This window comes from Fredinandcohnia onubensis (assembly GCF_002734215.1).
GTDB lineage: Bacteria > Bacillota > Bacilli > Bacillales > Bacillaceae_L > Ferdinandcohnia > Ferdinandcohnia onubensis.
In genome coordinates this window covers 130,624-148,427 of sequence record NZ_NSEB01000004.1, presented here as the reverse complement: position 1 = coordinate 148,427, position 17,804 = coordinate 130,624, and the positions used below count along the sequence as shown (strand labels likewise).

The window sequence follows — 17,804 nt, the reverse complement described above, 5'->3', positions numbered from 1 at the left end:
ATTTCTGAAAGGAAGTATTAACATTGAAAAAAGTAAGAAAAGCAATTATACCAGCTGCAGGTTTAGGAACAAGATTTTTACCTGCAACTAAAGCTATGCCAAAAGAAATGCTTCCGATTGTAGATAAGCCTACAATACAATATATCGTTGAAGAAGCAGTTCAATCTGGAATTGAAGATATTATTATTGTAACCGGAAAAGGGAAAAGATCGATTGAAGATCATTTCGACCATGCTTTTGAACTAGAACAAAATTTATTGGAGAAAGAAAAGTTCGATATCTTGGAAACAGTTCAAGCATCCTCTAATCTTTCTGATATCCACTATATTCGTCAAAAAGAGCCTAGAGGATTAGGTCATGCTGTTTGGTGCGCTAGGAAGTTTATTGGAGACGAACCATTTGCTGTACTTTTAGGTGATGACATTGTACAGGCTGAAACGCCTTGTTTGCGCCAACTAATCAACGAATACGAAAAGACGTTATCATCTGTAATTGGTGTGCAAACCGTACCAGAAGAAAAAACACATCGATACGGAATCATCGACCCTCTATCTCAGCAAGGAAGAAGCTATCAAGTAAAAAGATTTGTTGAAAAGCCTGAGCAAGGTACAGCACCATCTAATTTAGCCATAATGGGAAGATATATTTTAACGCCAGAAATATTTATGTTTCTTGAACAACAAAAGGTTGGAGCTGGTGGAGAAATTCAATTAACAGACGCCATTCAAAAATTAAATGAGATCCAAAGAGTGTTTGCATATGACTTTGAAGGAAAACGCTACGATGTAGGAGAAAAGATTGGATTCATTGAAACAACAATTGAGTTTGCACTTCAAAATGAGGAATTACAACCTGAATTGCTGAACTTCATGAAGGAAATTATGAAAAAATATAACTAACTTTATTTCAACTAAAGCGTTGCATATAATGTGCTACGCTTTTTTTGGTATAAAAAAGGACTGACGATTGTCAGTCCCTACTAAACTATTTGGTCAAATAAACAGGTTTATCAATATATAATGTATAATTATCAAGCATTTGATAATAGTTATATAGATTCGTAACTTGTTTAGACGCCCATCCAATATCTGTTGCATATTGATGCCATGTTTGAACAGGATTCCATCTCATTTTATAGAGTGTATCTTGTTGGAATGTATCATTATAGATATAGCCAGCTCCAATTAGCTTAGCGCCACCTATAATGGCTAATTCAGGCGAAAACCATCCCTCATCATATGCTTTTTTCGCACCACAGTCAACTGCACAACCGTCAAAAGCATTATAGCCGTACATATTATAAACTGTTTTTCCATTATACTGTACGCCAGTTGCAAGTTTTGAAGTACCATATCCTGTTTCATGAATTGCATGAGCAATCAGGTACAATTCATTAACTCCATATTGCTGTGCAGCTTGAGCAAAGACAGCTGCAGTACCTTTCAAAGTACCAGCTTTATCATTCAATATTTTCTCATTAACTTCATCAATATTGATACCTGCTGTCTCTGACAATTTTAGAAATTGATAATACTGATCACTTGTTGACGATATATTACCAGGATTAAGATAATATAATACATCCTCTGGCTTTGCATTTTTCCAAGTAAGAGCTATTTTATACCAATCGCCTTCTTTACCAAGGATAGTAAATTCTTTAAATCCTTTTTCAAGCTTTCTGACAGATTCGAAGTTTGTTCCAGGACCTTTACGTACATTCAGACCCTCTTCAGTAACAACATTCTTTGCTACATCAATATAGGCTGCATATACATAGGCAGGATCATTTTTGTACTTATCTGTCTGCGGTGAATTCTGCATTTGTTTATCTAGCATTTGCTCTAAAGTCATTCCATAATCAGTTGTAGTTACTTGAGGTCCCTTCTTTTGATTAACAACAGTAGTAGACCACCCATAACGTTCCTTGATCATGTTTGCATTTGCTAATGTATTTTCATAACCTTGGAAACCACCGGTTACGATTTTAAATACCCCTTCGGATTTCCCAGTTGGGTTTGATGAAGCCCACCATTTATGGCTCTTAAAGAAATTCAAGGCTTTATCGCGATCTGACTCACCTAAAATTGGGTTGGACTTGATATAAAAGGTGGTATATCCTTTTTTATCAGTTTCATTAGTAGTAACCCACCAGTTATTAGACTTAAAGAAGTTAACACCCTTATTAACTTTATTCTTATCAAGTAAAGGCTCACTTACGATATTAAAATATACAGTTATTTTTTCACTAGTTTGTTGTGTGGTTACCCACCAACCTCTAGTCTTAAAGTAGTTTAAGCCTTTATCCATTGACGCTTGGTCTTCAAAAGGGTTGGTTACAAGACGGAAATAGTTATATGCTTTATTACCAGATTTACTTATAGTTGCCCACCAATTTCGATCCGAAAAGAACTTTATTGCTACATTAAGCTTGTCTTTATCAAGCATTTCCTCAGAAACAATCCGGAACATTACTGGAACTTTCTTTCCTGTAGCAACCTTTTTGTACCAAAAACCAGACTCATCAAGGTAATTTGTTGCGTTATTAAGAGAGTCACCAGATAGACTATCAATTTTCACCTTAAAAAATCCTGATTGATTAGTAGGTTCAAAGTATGCACTCAATCCAGTAGCGTTATTAAGGTTAGTAACAACGGATTGAACATTTGCTTCGCCATAAAAGCCTCCAGTTTCAATTGAATAATATTCAATATATTGAGTAGGCTCATAGGAAGCTTTCATACCTGTTACTGTAGCAAATTCATTAATGACTTGTTTTACATTTTCTTCACCACGGAATCCGCCAGTTACGATTCGATAGTAGTCTTGAGCGGCACCTGTGTTCTCATAAGTTGCCGTAATTCCAGTTTGACTTTGGAAGTCCTGGAGGACATTTTTCACATTCTGCTCTCCGTAAAAACCACCAGTTACGATTCGTTTCTTGTATTGTGTCCCCGTTCCAGCAGGTTCAATAGCACCAGTGACTCCTGTCTCATTTTGGAATTGCTGTAAAATTTGTTCAGCATTTGCTTTTCCATAGTATTTTCCAGATACTATTTTACGATACGGTTCCTGATCACCTTTCGCTTGGTATTCGGCTTGAAGTCCAGTCGTAGTTTGAAAGAGATTAAGAACCTCTTTTACGTTGTCTTCACCATAAAAACCACCAGAGTTTACTTGGTAATATGGAATTTGATTCCCTGAACTTTTGTAAGTAGCCCACCATCCGGTATCGTCGATTAGCCTCTGTAAGGAACTTTTTACGTTTTCCTCTCCAATAAAGTCACCAGTTTCAATTCGATGAATAGAGTAATCAGTGTAAGCAGAAGTTGAACTAGGCGAATTTAATAGCAAAAGCGAAAATGCAAATGTTCCAAAGATACTGGCTGCAGCCTTTTTCATACTACCTTTTTTCAACTTTAGTATTCTATTGTTCTTCACTTTACTTAAAACCACCTCCGAGTGTATTCGACAAAGCTAGTACAATATTTGTCTATGTTTATCTTATTTTGTAATTACTTGACTGTCAATAAATATAAATAGAAAAAGGATTTCTAAAAACAAAATAAAAAGCACTAGTTCAATGTTTACTAGTGCTTAGAAATAGTTTTTATCCTTCAAATGGTAAAGGTGGATTTTCTTTAAATCCGAAATAATGTAATATGGCATGTACGATTCGTTGTGAAGCTTTTCCATCTCCGTAAGGATTTGATGCTTTTGCCATTTTTTCATATTCATCGGAATTGGTTAAAAGCATTTTTGCTAGAGAATAAATATTTTCCTCATCAGTACCCGCAAGTTTTAAGGTCCCAGCTTCAATTCCTTCAGGTCTTTCGGTTGTATCTCGTAATACTAGAACAGGAACTCCTAAGGAAGGTGCTTCTTCTTGTACACCACCTGAATCAGTTAAGATAATATAAGCTCTTGAAGCAAAATTATGAAAATCAATGACTCCTAATGGTTCTATTAAATGGATTCGGTTATCTTGACCCAAAATCTCAGACGCAATTTCTCTTACTACCGGATTTAAATGAACAGGGTATACAACTTGAACGTCATCATGTTCATTGACCAATCTTTTGATTGCTCTGAACATATTCTTCATCGGTTCTCCAAGATTTTCCCGCCTATGTGCGGTTACTAGGATTAATCGATCTTCTCCTAGTTTATTTAATACCTCGTGTGCATATTCTTCTTTTACCGTTGTATTAAGTGCATCTATTGCGGTGTTACCTGTAATAAAAATATTCTTTTTATCTTTATTTTCACGTACTAAATTCTCATATGATTTTCGTGTCGGCGAGAAATGTAAGTCAGCAATTATACCAGTTAATTGACGATTCAGTTCTTCAGGGAAAGGAGAATGCTTATTCCATGTTCGTAAACCAGCCTCAACATGCCCAACAGGAATTTGATTATAAAATGCAGCTAAACCCGCAACAAATGATGTTGTCGTATCCCCATGAACTAACACAATATCCGGTTTTGTGTCTTTCATAATTCTATCTAGACCTTCTAAAGCTCGTGTTGTTACACTTACAAGTGACTGCCTGTCCTTCATGATATTTAAATCAAAATCAGGTTTAATGTCAAAAACCTCAAGTACCTGATCTAACATTTGTCTATGTTGTGCAGTCACTGCAACGATGGATTCAATTTGATCTGGGTATTTATCTAATTCTAGAACAAGTGGAGCCATTTTAATCGCCTCAGGCCTTGTCCCAAATACGGTCATTACTTTTATTTTTTCCACATCTTCACCCCTATTATCTAATCTTCCTATATAAATGCTTTGCTATAATATATCCGATTTCTTTTGGTGTCGCTTTAACATTAATTGCTTTATTAAGTTTTGAAAAAGTATTCAACCTCGTGGGCAAACTTAATTTATGATTATTTATAGTAAAGAAAACAGCATCGTGAATAATTGTTTTTAACATTTCCTCTTTAAAAAGCTTATTCTTTTTATTTTGGTCAATCATCTTGATGACCACATTCGGTATTTGTAGTAGTGAATGCTGGTCTACTTCACTCGATGTATCATTAAAAAAGTCGTTATAAACTTCCATTTCTTCATCGGTAAAATCCATTTTATAATAAGTTAAAATATCTTTATGGATTGAATCGATTATCTTTTTTCTTTTTGTTGCCTTTTCCTGTTGCGACTTTTTAGTGATATTAGAATGACCGGTTCTGTATTTAAGAAGTACTTCGGGCAATATATGTAGATTTCCAACCTTAGAAATTTGAACCCACATATCATAATCTTGTGCTACAAAATAGGAAAGATTGTATGTAATTTTATGTTTTTTCAGGGTACCTAAACGTATCATTGCAGTTGGGTTACCTATTTGACTGAAAAAGAGCAACTGGGCCTTAATTTCATCCGATGTAATATATTTTGGTTTAAAGGTCCGAGTTAACCTTCCACCAAATAATTCATAAAAAGTGCCAATAGCATCAATTTCTTTATTTTTTTCCATAAATTGAACTTGTCTTTCAATTCGATTAGGCAAAGCAATATCATCCGCGTCCATTATCGCCATATACTTACCTTTGGCATGTTCTAATCCTACATTCCTAGAATATGGAATCCCTTTATTCCCATCATTACTTATTACATGTATTCTAGAGTCATTTATAGAATTAATAATGCTAACTGATTGATCAGTTGAACCATCATCAACAATTAGAATCTCCAGGTTTTGATATGTTTGGTTTATTATACTTTTTAATGCTTCTTCTAAATATTCCTCACTATTGTAAACTGGAATAAATACAGTTACTAAAGGGGATTCCATTAACAAAACACTTCCTTTAACTCTCATTATGCTCCGAACGAAAAAGCTGCGCATGTACTTGTCCAACATTATATTATAGTATACATCAAATTTGTCTATTTCATTTTACAATTTACCAACAACTTGTTGTTAAAAGGTAACAATTCTCTTCCGAAATTTTAATAAAACTCAAAAGCTGATGAATGCATCATTCATCAGCTGCGTGATTATATTGTGTATTGTTTTTCAAAATATTGTTTATACTCTCCGCTTATAATCTGCTCCCACCATTCTTTATTGTCTAGATACCACTGAATGGTTTGTGCGATGCCTGTTTCAAATGTGTACGTAGGTTTCCAGCCTAGTTTTTCGAGTTTAGTTGGATCAATTGCGTAACGTTTGTCATGACCTAAGCGATCTGTTACAAACTCAATTAAGTCCTCTGATTTACCTAACGTTTTAATAATTGTTTTTACAACCTCTAGATTTGTTCGCTCATTATGTCCACCAACATTGTATACTTCACCATTATTACCTTCATGCATAACGAGGTCGATTGCGGCACAGTGATCTAAAACATGCAACCAATCACGGATGTTTTTCCCGTCTCCATATACTGGCACTTTTTGATCATTCAACACTCTGGAAATTGTTAATGGAATTAATTTTTCTGGAAAGTGATAAGGACCATAATTGTTTGAACATCTTGTTATATTCACCGGTAGCCCAAATGTCTCGTGGTAAGCACGAACCAATAAATCAGACGATGCCTTACTTGCACTATATGGACTATTCGGCTGCAATGGCGTTTCTTCAGTAAAAAAAGTCGTAGGATCAAAATCAAGCTCGCCATACACTTCATCCGTTGAAACATGTACAAACTTCGTTACTCCAATTGTTTTTGCAGCATCTAATAATACTTGGGTTCCTAAAACATTTGTAGTGACAAATATTTCAGGTTCAGTAATTGAACGATCCACATGACTTTCTGCAGCAAAATGTACTACATATTCAAATTTTTCTTTTTCAAATAATGGCATAATTGTTTCACGATCAGCAATATCTGCTTTGACGAAATGATAGTTTTTCTTACTCTCGATATCCTTATGCTTTGTTAAATCACCTGCGTAAGTTAATACATCAAGATTATAAATATCATACTGTGGATACTTTTCAACCATATATTTAACGAAGTTTCCTCCAATAAAACCTGCCCCACCAGTAACAACTACCTTTTTCCTTTCCAATTTACCTCACCCCATGTGTAAGTTCATTAATGTATCGTTTCAGTGCATCCTGCCAAGGTGGTAATAGTTCAAAACCATTATTAACAAGATTTTGTTTAGACAATCTAGAATTTTTAGGCCTAACTGCTCGTGTTGGATAATCTTCTGTAGCAATTGGATTTACTTTAATATTCTTATTGGCTAAATGAAAAATTTCCTTTGCAAAATCAGCCCAACTACAGTAGCCCTCATTTGTAGCATGATAGACTCCATATTTACTACTTTTTACCATATCCATTAGCAACTTTGCTAAATCAAAAGTGTATGTAGGTGAACCTATCTGATCTGCTACAACATTTAATTCATCTCTCGTCTCAGAAAGACGTAGCATTGTTTTTATGAAATTGTTACCGTTTTTTCCAAATACCCAAGAGATTCGGACAATAAACCACTTATCTAATAAGGATTGAACTATTTTTTCACCCTCATACTTTGTTAATCCATAATAACCTACAGGATTTGGTTGATCTGACTCTTTAAAAGCCTCAGTACCTTTACCGTCAAATACATAATCTGTACTGATGTACATAAATTTTGCATTTACTTCTTTGGCTGCATTTGCAAGGTACTTTGTCCCCTCGACATTTACATTCCAGCAACCCTCTTTATCATCTTCTGCTTGATCGACAGCAGTATAAGCACCACAATGAATAATAGCATCTGGTTTGAGTTCTTTTACATAAGAATGAACACTACTTTCTTGTGTAATATCAAGGTCTTTCGAACCAACACCATGCATTTCTAAACCTTTTCTTAGACCTTCTTGTACTACATCATAGCCTAACTGCCCAGTATAGCCTGTCACTAATATTCTCATCGACTACTCTCCAAAAGTAAAATTATGTTCCGCATCCTTTAACAAAGGTGCATTTTCATCTTTGTTTGAGAGAACTGGGGTAATTTCCATTGGCCATTCTATACCAATAGTTGGGTCATTCCAAACAATTCCCCTATCATTTTCAGGTGAATATAATTCATCTACTTTATATTGGACCTCTACATCATCTGTTATCGTCATGAAGCCATGAGCGAATCCTTTTGGTATTAATAGTTGCTTTTTATTTTCTGCACTTAGTTCAATACCAAACCATTTTCCAAAAGTGGGGCTACCTTTTCTAATATCTACAGCCACGTCAAAAATAGACCCTTTCGTACAACGTACTAACTTTGTTTGAGCTTTTGGGTTTAATTGATAGTGTAGCCCTCTCAATGTTCCTTTAGTGGCTGAAAAGGATTGGTTATCTTGTACAAATTGTAAATGAATACCTGCCTCTTCGAATTTGGCAGTACTATACGTTTCCATAAACCAACCTCGATGGTCACCAAAGACTTGTGGTTCGATAACTAAAACCCCAGGTAAATTTGTCTCAGAAATATTCACATTTCCACCTCATTTTATTGAACTTTTATTAATATTTAATGTCACCTTTAGCAACCTTTAATAGATACTGACCATATCCTGTCTTTGCAAACCTTTCTCCTGAATCTATTAACTGCTCCTTACCAATCCATCCATTGATAAATGCTATTTCTTCAGGAGCAGCAATTTTTATCCCTTGGTGTTCTTCAATAGTTCGCACAAAGTTAGTTGCATCAACTAGGCTTTTATGAGTACCTGTGTCAAGCCATGTAAAACCACGCCCCAATAGTTCTACCTGTAATTCTCCTAATTTTAAATAAGCTTCGTTTATAGAAGTAATTTCTAATTCACCACGAGAAGAAGGTTTTACATTTTTCGCAATTTCAACAACTCGGTTATCGTAAAAATATAGGCCAGTTATTGCATAATTTGACTTAGGAGATTGTGGTTTTTCTTCCACACTTAACACCTTTCCAGATGCATCAAATTCTACAACTCCGAATCGTTCTGGGTCTTGAACATGATATCCAAAAACAGTAGCGCCGCTTTCTTTTTCGGCTGCATTTTTTAGAATTCTTCTTAACCCACTACCATAATAGATGTTATCCCCAAGAATCATTGCTACTGAATCGTTTCCGATAAATTCATCACCTAAAATAAACGCTTGAGCCAAACCATCTGGACTTGGCTGTATTTTGTATTCAAGAGTGATTCCAAATTGTTCCCCATCACCTAATAATTCTTGAAAGCGGGGAGTGTCCTCTGGAGTAGAGATAATTAATATTTCTCTAATCCCTGCTAACATTAATGTGGATAATGGATAATAAATCATTGGCTTATCATAAATCGGCAATAGTTGTTTACTAGTAACCATTGTTAGAGGGTATAATCTTGTACCACTCCCACCTGCTAAAATAATTCCCTTCAAAATGAAGCACTCCTTTTATTTATCCGTTCTATTTATATAATGTTTATTTTGATCCTATATATTGTTCATCAACAATATAATCTTTATAATACTCACTGTCATTCATGATCTTTAATAATTCCTGTAGCGATTTGCGGTTATTTTCATAAACGAAGAGTCTCTTTTTACTTTCCTTTTTATAAACCGAGTTAGTAGAAGCATCTTCTTTATGAAAAATTTTGATACTAGGGGTGTAAAGTATTTTTAGGTTCTCCTTAATAGCTATGTAATAAAGGATTTCTTCCTCAACGTACATAAATGTATTACTATATAATCCATTAAATTTCTGGATATAAACTTTATCAAATATCAAACAAGAACCGTGCAACTGAACATTTTCATGTTCATGTTGCCATGCTGAACTTTCACTAATTATTTCTTGAGTACGTTTTGTGATTTTTTTAATAAACCTAAAGATACTAAGGGTTAGATCCTCAATTCCCAGTTTATTCAAAATAATTTTTGTTCTATGTTTCTTTCTCTCCAAAATTATTTGCTCTTCTGTAAGAGGCTTCATTCTTACCGGATTTTGATGTACCCCATCTCTTGTAAGTATATCAGGACCTAAAATATTGAAGTTCGTTTGTTTATGTTTTTCTAAGATCCTTGTTATGAAGTCCTTTTGTTCTATTATCGTATCATTATTTATCATGATGATAAAATCGGCTTTTAGCTCCTTTTTTGCGAACATAAATCCGACATTATTTCCCTTTGCGAAACCCAAATTTTCCTTATTCCTGATAAGATAAACCTTCTCTTCCTCTTTAAACCTTTGATCAATCTGATTAGCACTGTCGTTTGTTGAACCATTATCTACAACTACAATATTATAGTTATCATATGTAATGTTTGATAAGATTGACTCAATACATTCTATAGTATCTTGATGCACCTGATAATGAAGAATGACAAATGAAAAGTTCATTTTCTGCCTCCATACTTTTTTTCTCCAACCATTTCGTTATAGTTAATTGTTAATAACAAAACCATTCTTTATTGTAGAACACTCTAATAGTTATTACAAATACCAATTTTCCTAGCTACTAGGCAACCCATAAATGCTGTGACCAGAAATAGACTAATAAAACAAGCAGACTTCCGAAGGAAAGAACTAAAAAAAAGTATAATGCCTTCCTTCTAAAGACTTCATATAATGCAATATATAATGGAACAATTACCAAGGTATATCTCGAAATACTCACAAAATAATCTTTGACATTTTCATAGGCTGGGGCTGTTAATGGAATGATTAAGGAGTAAAGTATAATAATCCAATATGAAATTCGAATTCTCTTAAAAGAAAGGAGTAACGTAATAAGCAAAAGACTTATAAATATAAGTTCGATCACATTATAAATATCAAAATATACTCTACTACCTAACAATATCTTTTTTACACTTAACATATTAAAAGCATAGCCATGCGCAATTGTTTTCCAAGGTACCATAAAACCTCTACCAAATAATTCTTGAACACGAGAGAATGCAAAAGGATCTCCAAATCTTCCCCATAAATAACTCATATATAATATAGTAATTAAAGGAATAAAAGTTCCCCATAGAATACCTAACAATCTTTTGTTCCAAACAAATCGTTTATGTTGCTTTATATGATTTAACAAGTATTCAATTACAAATGGGATCGTTAGTAATACCCCTGTATTACGTGTGCCTCCAGCAAACATTCCAAATATGGGGGCAACTTGCCAATTTCCTTTCCTAAGATAATAAAGAAAAAGAACAGAAAAAAGCATAAAAAGGGATTCAGTGTAAAACGATGAGAAATAATAAGATGTTGGAAAAAGAACCAACAATAATGTGATTTTATAAGTTTCCTTTAATGAATAATCTAACCTTACCAATTTCATAAAAAAATAGATAAGAAGCACAAAGCAAACATTTGAAATGACTATTCCTACTATAAGTGGCTCAATAACATTAAAACTAAGTATCCTAACTAGCATTGGATATAATGGAAAGAAGGCTGTTGCTTTCCAGTTATATCCCTCATTAATAATAGTTAAATACCAGTTTGAGTCCCATCGTGAAAAGTTTTGAAAGAGAATTTGATTCACTTTTGATAAAAATGTGTAATTGTCCATTGAGTTTCTGTGCACATAAATCGTTGGTAGTAAAATTAAGATCTTATTTAAGAAGAACATCAATACTGTAATTTGAATCAATTTCTTTGTTTCATTTTCCAACCAATATCCCACCATTCCTTTCCATATTTCATTTCTATTGTTTCTTACCCCAATGATATTTAACCATTTAAAAAGGGAGACTATTGTCCCCCTAAGTATTTCTTATTTATGTTGTTAATTACTTGAAATAAAGTAGTTCTTTAGATAGTCAGCCCAAACCTGGTGTCCTAATTCACTTGGCATACCTTCTGTTAAATAGTTCTCAATCTCAGGTGATTGATGATCAGGCCAAGCTTCCCAGTGATTTAAATATATGTAGCCATTATTTTCAGCAAACATTTGTAACTCTTCAACCTCTTTTGGATAAAAGGTTGCATTGTAAAGTGGATTAGCTGGCTGGATTAAGACTGTTACATCTGGGACTTGTGTTTTAAATTCATTGACAATTGTCGTTAGGTTTGTAAATCGATCTTGAAGTTCAACTAAACCATTATCATATAAAATAAATGGCTCAAATAATAAAATATCTGGTTTACTCTCAAGTACGTCTTGATATAAATATTCTGCTACAACATCGGAGGATTTTTTATTAGCGATTTCTTTAATGGTTACCTCAAAGATTCCTTCACCGTATGTATTTAGTAACTCTTCCTTTAACATTGTTGGCCAACCATTTGGCCCAGATGGCGTCGATGCCGATCCCATAATCGCCAAGTGAACAGGTTCTTTAGTAGTAATCGCTTCTTTAATCTTTGTAACAATTTCCTCCGGAAGATTTCCTATATATTTCAACACGTCTTCCTTTACAATATTCTGCGCATTATTTTCTTCCGCTGTGTTATCTGTTTTTCCAACATTTCCGGATTTAATTTCAGTTTTTTCAACATTTTTTGTTGTAGCTTCAATCTTATTATCCCAATGAACCTTACCAGCAACTACACTAGCAAGGGCAAGTATTGCGACAACCACTATAAATAATTTTTTCAAGATACTCCCCCCAAAAACGCTACTATTAGACTACATTATACTACAAATTCTAAACGTATTTTAGCATTATTGGGCAATTTTTGTAATATTTCCTCGGAAATTGCTAATAATTACAAAAAAACTGATGAAGCTTATAAACTCCATCAGCATAAATTACTTATTTTAACACCTTTTCAAAAATAGCTTTTACTTTAGTAGTCACATCATGACTTCCATTTTCGACATTTTCCATGATCATGGCTACCAGCAGCTGAGGATTTTCAGTATTAAAAGCAACAAATAAGCCATTTTCCTGTCCGTCTTCCTCTTCACTCGCCTTTAATTCTGCTGTACCGGTTTTCCCTGCAAGTGGAAGGCCGTCGATTTTCGCATCTCTACCAGTACCATTAGCATCCTCTATTACTTGAACGAGATTATTTATAATCAACCTCGCATTTTCCTGTGTCACAACGTTTTCCTTCCAAACATAGTTTCCATCTTCTTTATCTAAGAGAAGGCTCGGCTTAAGCAAGTTTCCATTGTTAAGCAATGGGGTATATGCAATAGCTAAATGGACAGGACTCATTTGTAATTCACCTTGACCATATCCCGTATCAGCGAGCAAAATTTCTTTCTTTAAACCTTCATTTGAAATTTGCGATTCATATAATGGATACTCAAACGGGAACGGTTCACCAAATCCATATTTCGTTAGCTCAGATTCAAACAAGTCACCACCAATTTCTAAAGCAGCCTGGGCAAAATAGATATTATCAGAAAATACGAATGCATCTCTTAAGTTAACAGGTTGACCTGGGTCTGTTACCCGAGTAACATGATACCCTCCCCAAGAGTTATCCTTTTGCCAGTCCTTCCCTTTCACATCAATCGTTGTCTCAGGCGTAATTACCTGATTTCCAAGGGCAATTCCAGCAGTAATTGGTTTAAATGTTGAGCCTGGTGCATACGTAGCACCAAAACGATTGATTAGTGGTTTCAAAGGGTCCTCGTCATAAATTTTTGTTTTCTCTTTACTTAATACATAGTCGTTCGGATCGAAAGATGGACTACTAACAAGTGCTAACGCCTCACCCGTTAATGGATGAATAGCGGCGGCTGCACCAGCCTTTCCATTAAATTGCTCATATGCTGCTAATTGCACATTAATATCAATTGTCAGTTGAATCGTCTCTCCATCTATAGCAGGTTTTTCTGCGAGTGTTACTTTACTTTCATTATCTGCTCTTTTGATAAAGACACTAGCACCTTTCTCTCCTCTCAACTGATCCTCATATACCATTTCTAGTCCCTTTTTCCCTACTACATCATTTTGGCCATATCCTTTTCCTTCAAGTTTTTCTAAATTCTCTGCTGTTACTGTCCCGACAAATCCGACTAAGTGTGCTGCTGCTTCTTTAAAAGGATAGACACGAGAATTTACCTTTTGAGATAAAACTCCATTTAACTGTGTTACCTTTGTAGCAAGTTCTTGTTCACTTAAAGAAAGTCTTGCAATTGGAACAAAAAAGTGTGGCTGAACCCATGATGCATTCAATTTCTTTTCAATGGAATCTGGACTCATTTGCAACATCTTTGCAGCTTCTTGGATAACTGAATCCTTTTGCTCCCCTAAATCTTGAGGAACCATTCCAATTTCATAGACAAGTCCATTTTCAGCTAAAACAACCCCGTTTCGATCAACAATTTCACCTCGAATAGGCTTTGAAATCGTTAAACCAATTTCATCTTCCTCATTCATATCCGGAAAGAACATGGAAGGTTTCCATTTCACAAACCACTCATTTCTTTCACCTTTTTCCTCAAGGACCAATATAGCCTTCTCGGAAAATTCAATTGGACCAGCTATTGTTTCCATTGAAACGTCATATGTAAAAGTAACCTCGCCCTTTTCATTCGGTTCAAAATCCTCTTTAGGAGATTCAAATGAAACACTTAAATCTCTAACATTAATGTCACCATAGATTTTCCCAAAACGCTCAACGAACTCTTTTTCATTAACTTCAGCTTTTACCTCGGTTGAGAACTGATCATACATTTTTGCAAAGTCATGCTTCTCCCAATTCGCAATAAAAGTTTTAAAAGCATCCTGTGGCAGTGGATCTTTATTACAAGCTGCAAGAACAATAATAAAAAGCATAAAACCGACAATTATTCCTATTTTTCGAATCATTACATCCTCCCCTTTATTAAATTTTAATTATATGTATCTTACCACAAAATATATACGTTTATATTAATTTATTATCCTATTATTACTATTGCCTTTGATAGAAAATAGGACTATAATCTTAGAAGGTATTTACATTTTTAGACAATGAAGGAGAAATAAGATGGAAACTCGACATAAAAAGAAAATGAGTGTAGGAAAAAAGGTTTTTATTTCGATACTCAGTGTTTTTGTTTTAGTCGTACTCGGAATTGGTGGATATGCCTTTTATTTATATAATTCAGTAGAAAAAACAGTTGAAACAATGCACAAACCAATAGAGCGCGAAAAGTCGGAAAAACGTCCAGACAATGTTGTTTTCGAAAAGCGTGACCCAATCTCGGTCCTACTAATGGGAGTTGACGCCCGCCCTGGAGACAAGGGTCGTTCAGACTCTTTAATCGTTCTAACAGTTAACCCAAGTGACAAATCTATGAAAATGGTAAGTATTCCTCGTGATACAAGAACTGAGATTGTTGGAAAAGGATTTCAAGATAAAATCAACCATGCCTATGCATTTGGCGGTCCTGAAATGGCAATTGATACTGTTGAAAACTTTTTAGATATTCCGATTGATTATTTTGTTCAGGTAAATATGGAAAGTTTCAAAGACATTGTTGATGCAGTTGGAGGAGTTACCGTAAATAATAGTTTTGCGTTCAGTTCAGGCGGGTACACTTTTAATGAAGGTCAGATTTCTCTTGATGGAGCGGAGGCCTTGGCTTTTTCACGTATGAGATATGAAGATCCACGTGGAGATTTCGGTCGTCAAGATCGTCAGAGACAAATTATTCAGGCAGTAATTGAAAGAGGAGCAAGCTTCTCTACACTCACAAACTTCGGTGATATATTATCTGCAATTGGTAAGAACATTCAAACCAATTTAACATTTGATGAAATGATTGATATTCAGAAAAACTATAAAGATGCCCGTCATAGCCTTGAACAATCTATGGTAACAGGAAGTGGAACTAAAATAGATGGAGTTTACTATTATATTGTTCCTGAATCAGAACGCACTACCCTTTCAACTATGCTAAAAGAACATTTACAAATTAATGATAGTGTAACTAAGCGATAAACCTTATGGGTTTATCGCTTCTTTCATTTCTATAAATTCCCACCTCAAGATTAGGTCCTTAGACCTATTAAACTTTCGACAAATTTCGCCGATAATATTGTTGGATTACAATGAGCCTCATAAATAGAGAGAAAAAAGTAGTAGATTTAGGTAACGAGTAAAAGGGGGAGCACACATGCAACACTGGTTAACACCAGAAGAGGTAGAAAGAAGAAAAAATAGAAATAAAATTATATTATACTGTACATTACCCATTGTCGTAATTGCAGTAAGTGCTTTAATAACAATTGCAACAAATCAATTATAATAAGAAAAACCGACATTTTATGTCGGTTTTTCTTATTTGTATATTTCAACACGTATATTAGACTTAGGTTTTGATTAGTTACTCCGACCTCTTCTTAAAAAAAGTGATTTTATCGTACTAAATTGTCCAGTAACAAGCAATCCTACTATAAAGCCAACGGAAGCAACTATTAACTTAAATACTGCGCTAATAATAACATTACTAAATTCAAATTTTATTAAAAAGAAGAACCCTGCCATAATAACTACAACTATTATTGTATTTTTCATTTCCTTCAACAGAGAAAAAGTTGAAGATTTAAACACAAATCGGCCTAACAAGAAAAATACTTGGAAAAAGTTGAGCCCAAATGCGATTAGTATACCTAAAGCTACATATTCTATTTTTCCAAATAAACTACCTATAATCATTGAAGTTATATTTACAATTGATGATATAACCCCTGAAATAAATAGAAACTTTACTTTATTTGTTGATTGAAAGATTGATCCCGAACTGGAAGTAACCATTTGGAATATTAATGACAGTGCTAGTATTTTAAAAGTAGGAACACTTGGTAACCATTGTTCCCCAAACAGAATTCTTATAATTTCTTCTGCCGCAAAAAAGCAATAAACGGAGAAAAAGCCTCCAATTAAAGATAAGATATTTATTAATTTTTGATAGGCTTGATGAATATAACTAACATCGTCCTGATACTGGGATAGCACCGGATGTAAAACTGGTGTTATGACAAATGTTATACCTTGAAGAGGATATAGCATTAACCTATAAGCTTTATCATAATAACCAAGAGCAGTAGGTCCCATTACTTTACCAATCAATAGGTTATCAAAGTTCCTTGAAAAATAATTCACAAAGTTAAATAAAAATTGATAAGTAGAGAAATTAAGTATCTTCTTTACGGAGTAAAATCCCCATTGCCACTTCATTTTAAGTTTGACAATCCTTGTTCCAATGATAAATCTCATAAAAATAGATAAAATCGATTGAAAGATTAACGCATAGTACCCATAGCCCAAATAAGCAAGTATAATTGCTATTGCTCCAGAAAAAACATTAGCAACGACTCCAATGATTCCAACTGTTAAAAACCTCTTATCTTTATAAAGCAGATTTTCGGGAACAATATTTAGAATCGAAAATAGGACAACGAGACTTAACATTAAACTAATATTGATATAAGCAAGGTTGTCATAAAAGTCTGCAATAAACCTTCCTGAGAGAGCAAAAACGGCACCTAATACTACACCTATCATTAACGTAAAATTAAATATATTTCTTATGTCATTTTCATCTAGGCTTTTATTCTGAATGATAGCTGGTCCTATCCCCATATCACCTAACATGTTAAAAAACGTAATAAAAACTAAAATTAACGCTACAATTCCGAATTCCTCAGGAGTCAATAACCTTGCTAAAATACTGGTAATAATAAGCTGAATAATAATTGTACTATATTTTGCTATAAAGTTTATTAATATGCCTTTTTTCAATTCTTGTTGTATCATACATACATCCCACTTTGTACTTTTATTTTTATCTTTTGCCCCAATACTTGTAATTGGATTATACATAATCTTATAACGAAAATGTACTTTACAACATATTTTTAATATGTTGTTACCAATTCTTTCGAAGGTTTTATTTTAACACAATAGTAATGAACAAAAAAGAAGATGCCTGTAA

15 protein-coding genes are annotated in these 17,804 nt (G+C 34.0%); 3 read left to right on the top strand and 12 right to left on the bottom strand.

Annotated features, from left to right (window positions below):
- Positions 1-23 precede the first annotated feature (23 nt).
- Complete coding sequence (gene galU / locus CKK03_RS03705) at positions 24-899, top strand: UTP--glucose-1-phosphate uridylyltransferase GalU (RefSeq protein WP_099361281.1); 876 nt, start codon at positions 24-26, stop codon at positions 897-899.
- 85 nt (positions 900-984) lie between these two features.
- Here the strand turns inward: galU and CKK03_RS03700 are convergent, their stop codons facing one another.
- The 11 genes from CKK03_RS03700 to CKK03_RS03650 form a co-directional block, all read right to left on the bottom strand.
- Entirely contained in the window at positions 985-3,438 is a 2,454-nt protein-coding gene (locus tag CKK03_RS03700; RefSeq protein ID WP_099361280.1) for an N-acetylglucosaminidase, read from the bottom strand.
- Positions 3,439-3,607: 169 nt separating this feature from the next.
- Positions 3,608-4,732 carry a non-hydrolyzing UDP-N-acetylglucosamine 2-epimerase gene (gene wecB / locus CKK03_RS03695; protein ID WP_099361794.1) on the bottom strand — a complete coding sequence of 375 codons (1,125 nt, stop codon included), beginning with the start codon at positions 4,730-4,732 and terminating at the stop codon, positions 3,608-3,610.
- Between the two features lie 31 nt (positions 4,733-4,763).
- On the bottom strand, positions 4,764-5,798 hold the full coding sequence (locus CKK03_RS03690) for a glycosyltransferase family 2 protein (RefSeq protein WP_180271139.1): 1,035 nt from the start codon (positions 5,796-5,798) through the stop codon (positions 4,764-4,766).
- A 206-nt stretch (positions 5,799-6,004) separates the two neighbouring features.
- On the bottom strand, positions 6,005-7,024 hold the full coding sequence (rfbB, locus tag CKK03_RS03685) for a dTDP-glucose 4,6-dehydratase (protein ID WP_099361278.1): 1,020 nt from the start codon (positions 7,022-7,024) through the stop codon (positions 6,005-6,007).
- A 1-nt stretch (position 7,025) separates the two neighbouring features.
- Positions 7,026-7,880, bottom strand: coding sequence for a dTDP-4-dehydrorhamnose reductase (rfbD, locus tag CKK03_RS03680; protein WP_099361277.1), 855 nt, complete (start codon positions 7,878-7,880; stop codon positions 7,026-7,028).
- Between the two features lie 3 nt (positions 7,881-7,883).
- Positions 7,884-8,444 (bottom strand): dTDP-4-dehydrorhamnose 3,5-epimerase, encoded by a 561-nt coding sequence (rfbC, locus tag CKK03_RS03675; RefSeq protein ID WP_099361276.1) that lies wholly within the window; start codon positions 8,442-8,444, stop codon positions 7,884-7,886.
- Positions 8,445-8,472: 28 nt separating this feature from the next.
- Complete coding sequence (gene rfbA / locus CKK03_RS03670) at positions 8,473-9,351, bottom strand: glucose-1-phosphate thymidylyltransferase RfbA (RefSeq protein ID WP_099361275.1); 879 nt, start codon at positions 9,349-9,351, stop codon at positions 8,473-8,475.
- A gap of 43 nt (positions 9,352-9,394) precedes the next feature.
- Positions 9,395-10,315: a glycosyltransferase family 2 protein gene (locus CKK03_RS03665; protein ID WP_099361274.1), complete on the bottom strand. Its 921-nt coding sequence runs from the start codon at positions 10,313-10,315 to the stop codon at positions 9,395-9,397.
- 118 nt (positions 10,316-10,433) lie between these two features.
- Positions 10,434-11,594 carry a mannosyltransferase family protein gene (locus tag CKK03_RS03660; protein ID WP_180271138.1) on the bottom strand — a complete coding sequence of 387 codons (1,161 nt, stop codon included), beginning with the start codon at positions 11,592-11,594 and terminating at the stop codon, positions 10,434-10,436.
- Positions 11,595-11,708: 114 nt separating this feature from the next.
- Positions 11,709-12,521 (bottom strand): SGNH/GDSL hydrolase family protein, encoded by an 813-nt coding sequence (locus CKK03_RS03655; protein WP_099361272.1) that lies wholly within the window; start codon positions 12,519-12,521, stop codon positions 11,709-11,711.
- A 157-nt stretch (positions 12,522-12,678) separates the two neighbouring features.
- On the bottom strand, positions 12,679-14,691 hold the full coding sequence (locus CKK03_RS03650) for a penicillin-binding transpeptidase domain-containing protein (RefSeq protein WP_245863993.1): 2,013 nt from the start codon (positions 14,689-14,691) through the stop codon (positions 12,679-12,681).
- Positions 14,692-14,851: 160 nt separating this feature from the next.
- On the opposite strand from CKK03_RS03650, the gene tagU reads away from it, so the two are divergent.
- Positions 14,852-15,808: a polyisoprenyl-teichoic acid--peptidoglycan teichoic acid transferase TagU gene (gene tagU, locus CKK03_RS03645; RefSeq protein ID WP_099361271.1), complete on the top strand. Its 957-nt coding sequence runs from the start codon at positions 14,852-14,854 to the stop codon at positions 15,806-15,808.
- Positions 15,809-15,983: 175 nt separating this feature from the next.
- Positions 15,984-16,115: a hypothetical protein gene (locus tag CKK03_RS24105; RefSeq protein WP_281254467.1), complete on the top strand. Its 132-nt coding sequence runs from the start codon at positions 15,984-15,986 to the stop codon at positions 16,113-16,115.
- 74 nt (positions 16,116-16,189) lie between these two features.
- Here the strand turns inward: CKK03_RS24105 and CKK03_RS03640 are convergent, their stop codons facing one another.
- Complete coding sequence (locus tag CKK03_RS03640) at positions 16,190-17,626, bottom strand: lipopolysaccharide biosynthesis protein (protein ID WP_099361270.1); 1,437 nt, start codon at positions 17,624-17,626, stop codon at positions 16,190-16,192.
- Between the last annotated feature and the right edge of the window lie 178 nt (positions 17,627-17,804).

Bases quoted from the DNA above. Each gene is read 5' to 3' on its own strand.
- rfbD (WP_099361277.1), bottom strand. From the start codon at position 7,880: ATGAGAATATTAGTGACAGGCTATACTGGGCAGTTAGGCTATGATGTA.
- CKK03_RS03665 (WP_099361274.1), bottom strand. From the start codon at position 10,315: ATGAACTTTTCATTTGTCATTCTTCATTATCAGGTGCATCAAGATACT.
- CKK03_RS03690 (WP_180271139.1), bottom strand. From the start codon at position 5,798: ATGGAATCCCCTTTAGTAACTGTATTTATTCCAGTTTACAATAGTGAG.
- CKK03_RS24105 (WP_281254467.1), top strand. From the start codon at position 15,984: ATGCAACACTGGTTAACACCAGAAGAGGTAGAAAGAAGAAAAAATAGA.
- tagU (WP_099361271.1), top strand. From the start codon at position 14,852: ATGGAAACTCGACATAAAAAGAAAATGAGTGTAGGAAAAAAGGTTTTT.
- wecB (WP_099361794.1), bottom strand. From the start codon at position 4,732: ATGACCGTATTTGGGACAAGGCCTGAGGCGATTAAAATGGCTCCACTT.
- CKK03_RS03640 (WP_099361270.1), bottom strand. From the start codon at position 17,626: ATGATACAACAAGAATTGAAAAAAGGCATATTAATAAACTTTATAGCA.
- CKK03_RS03650 (WP_245863993.1), bottom strand. From the start codon at position 14,691: ATGATTCGAAAAATAGGAATAATTGTCGGTTTTATGCTTTTTATTATT.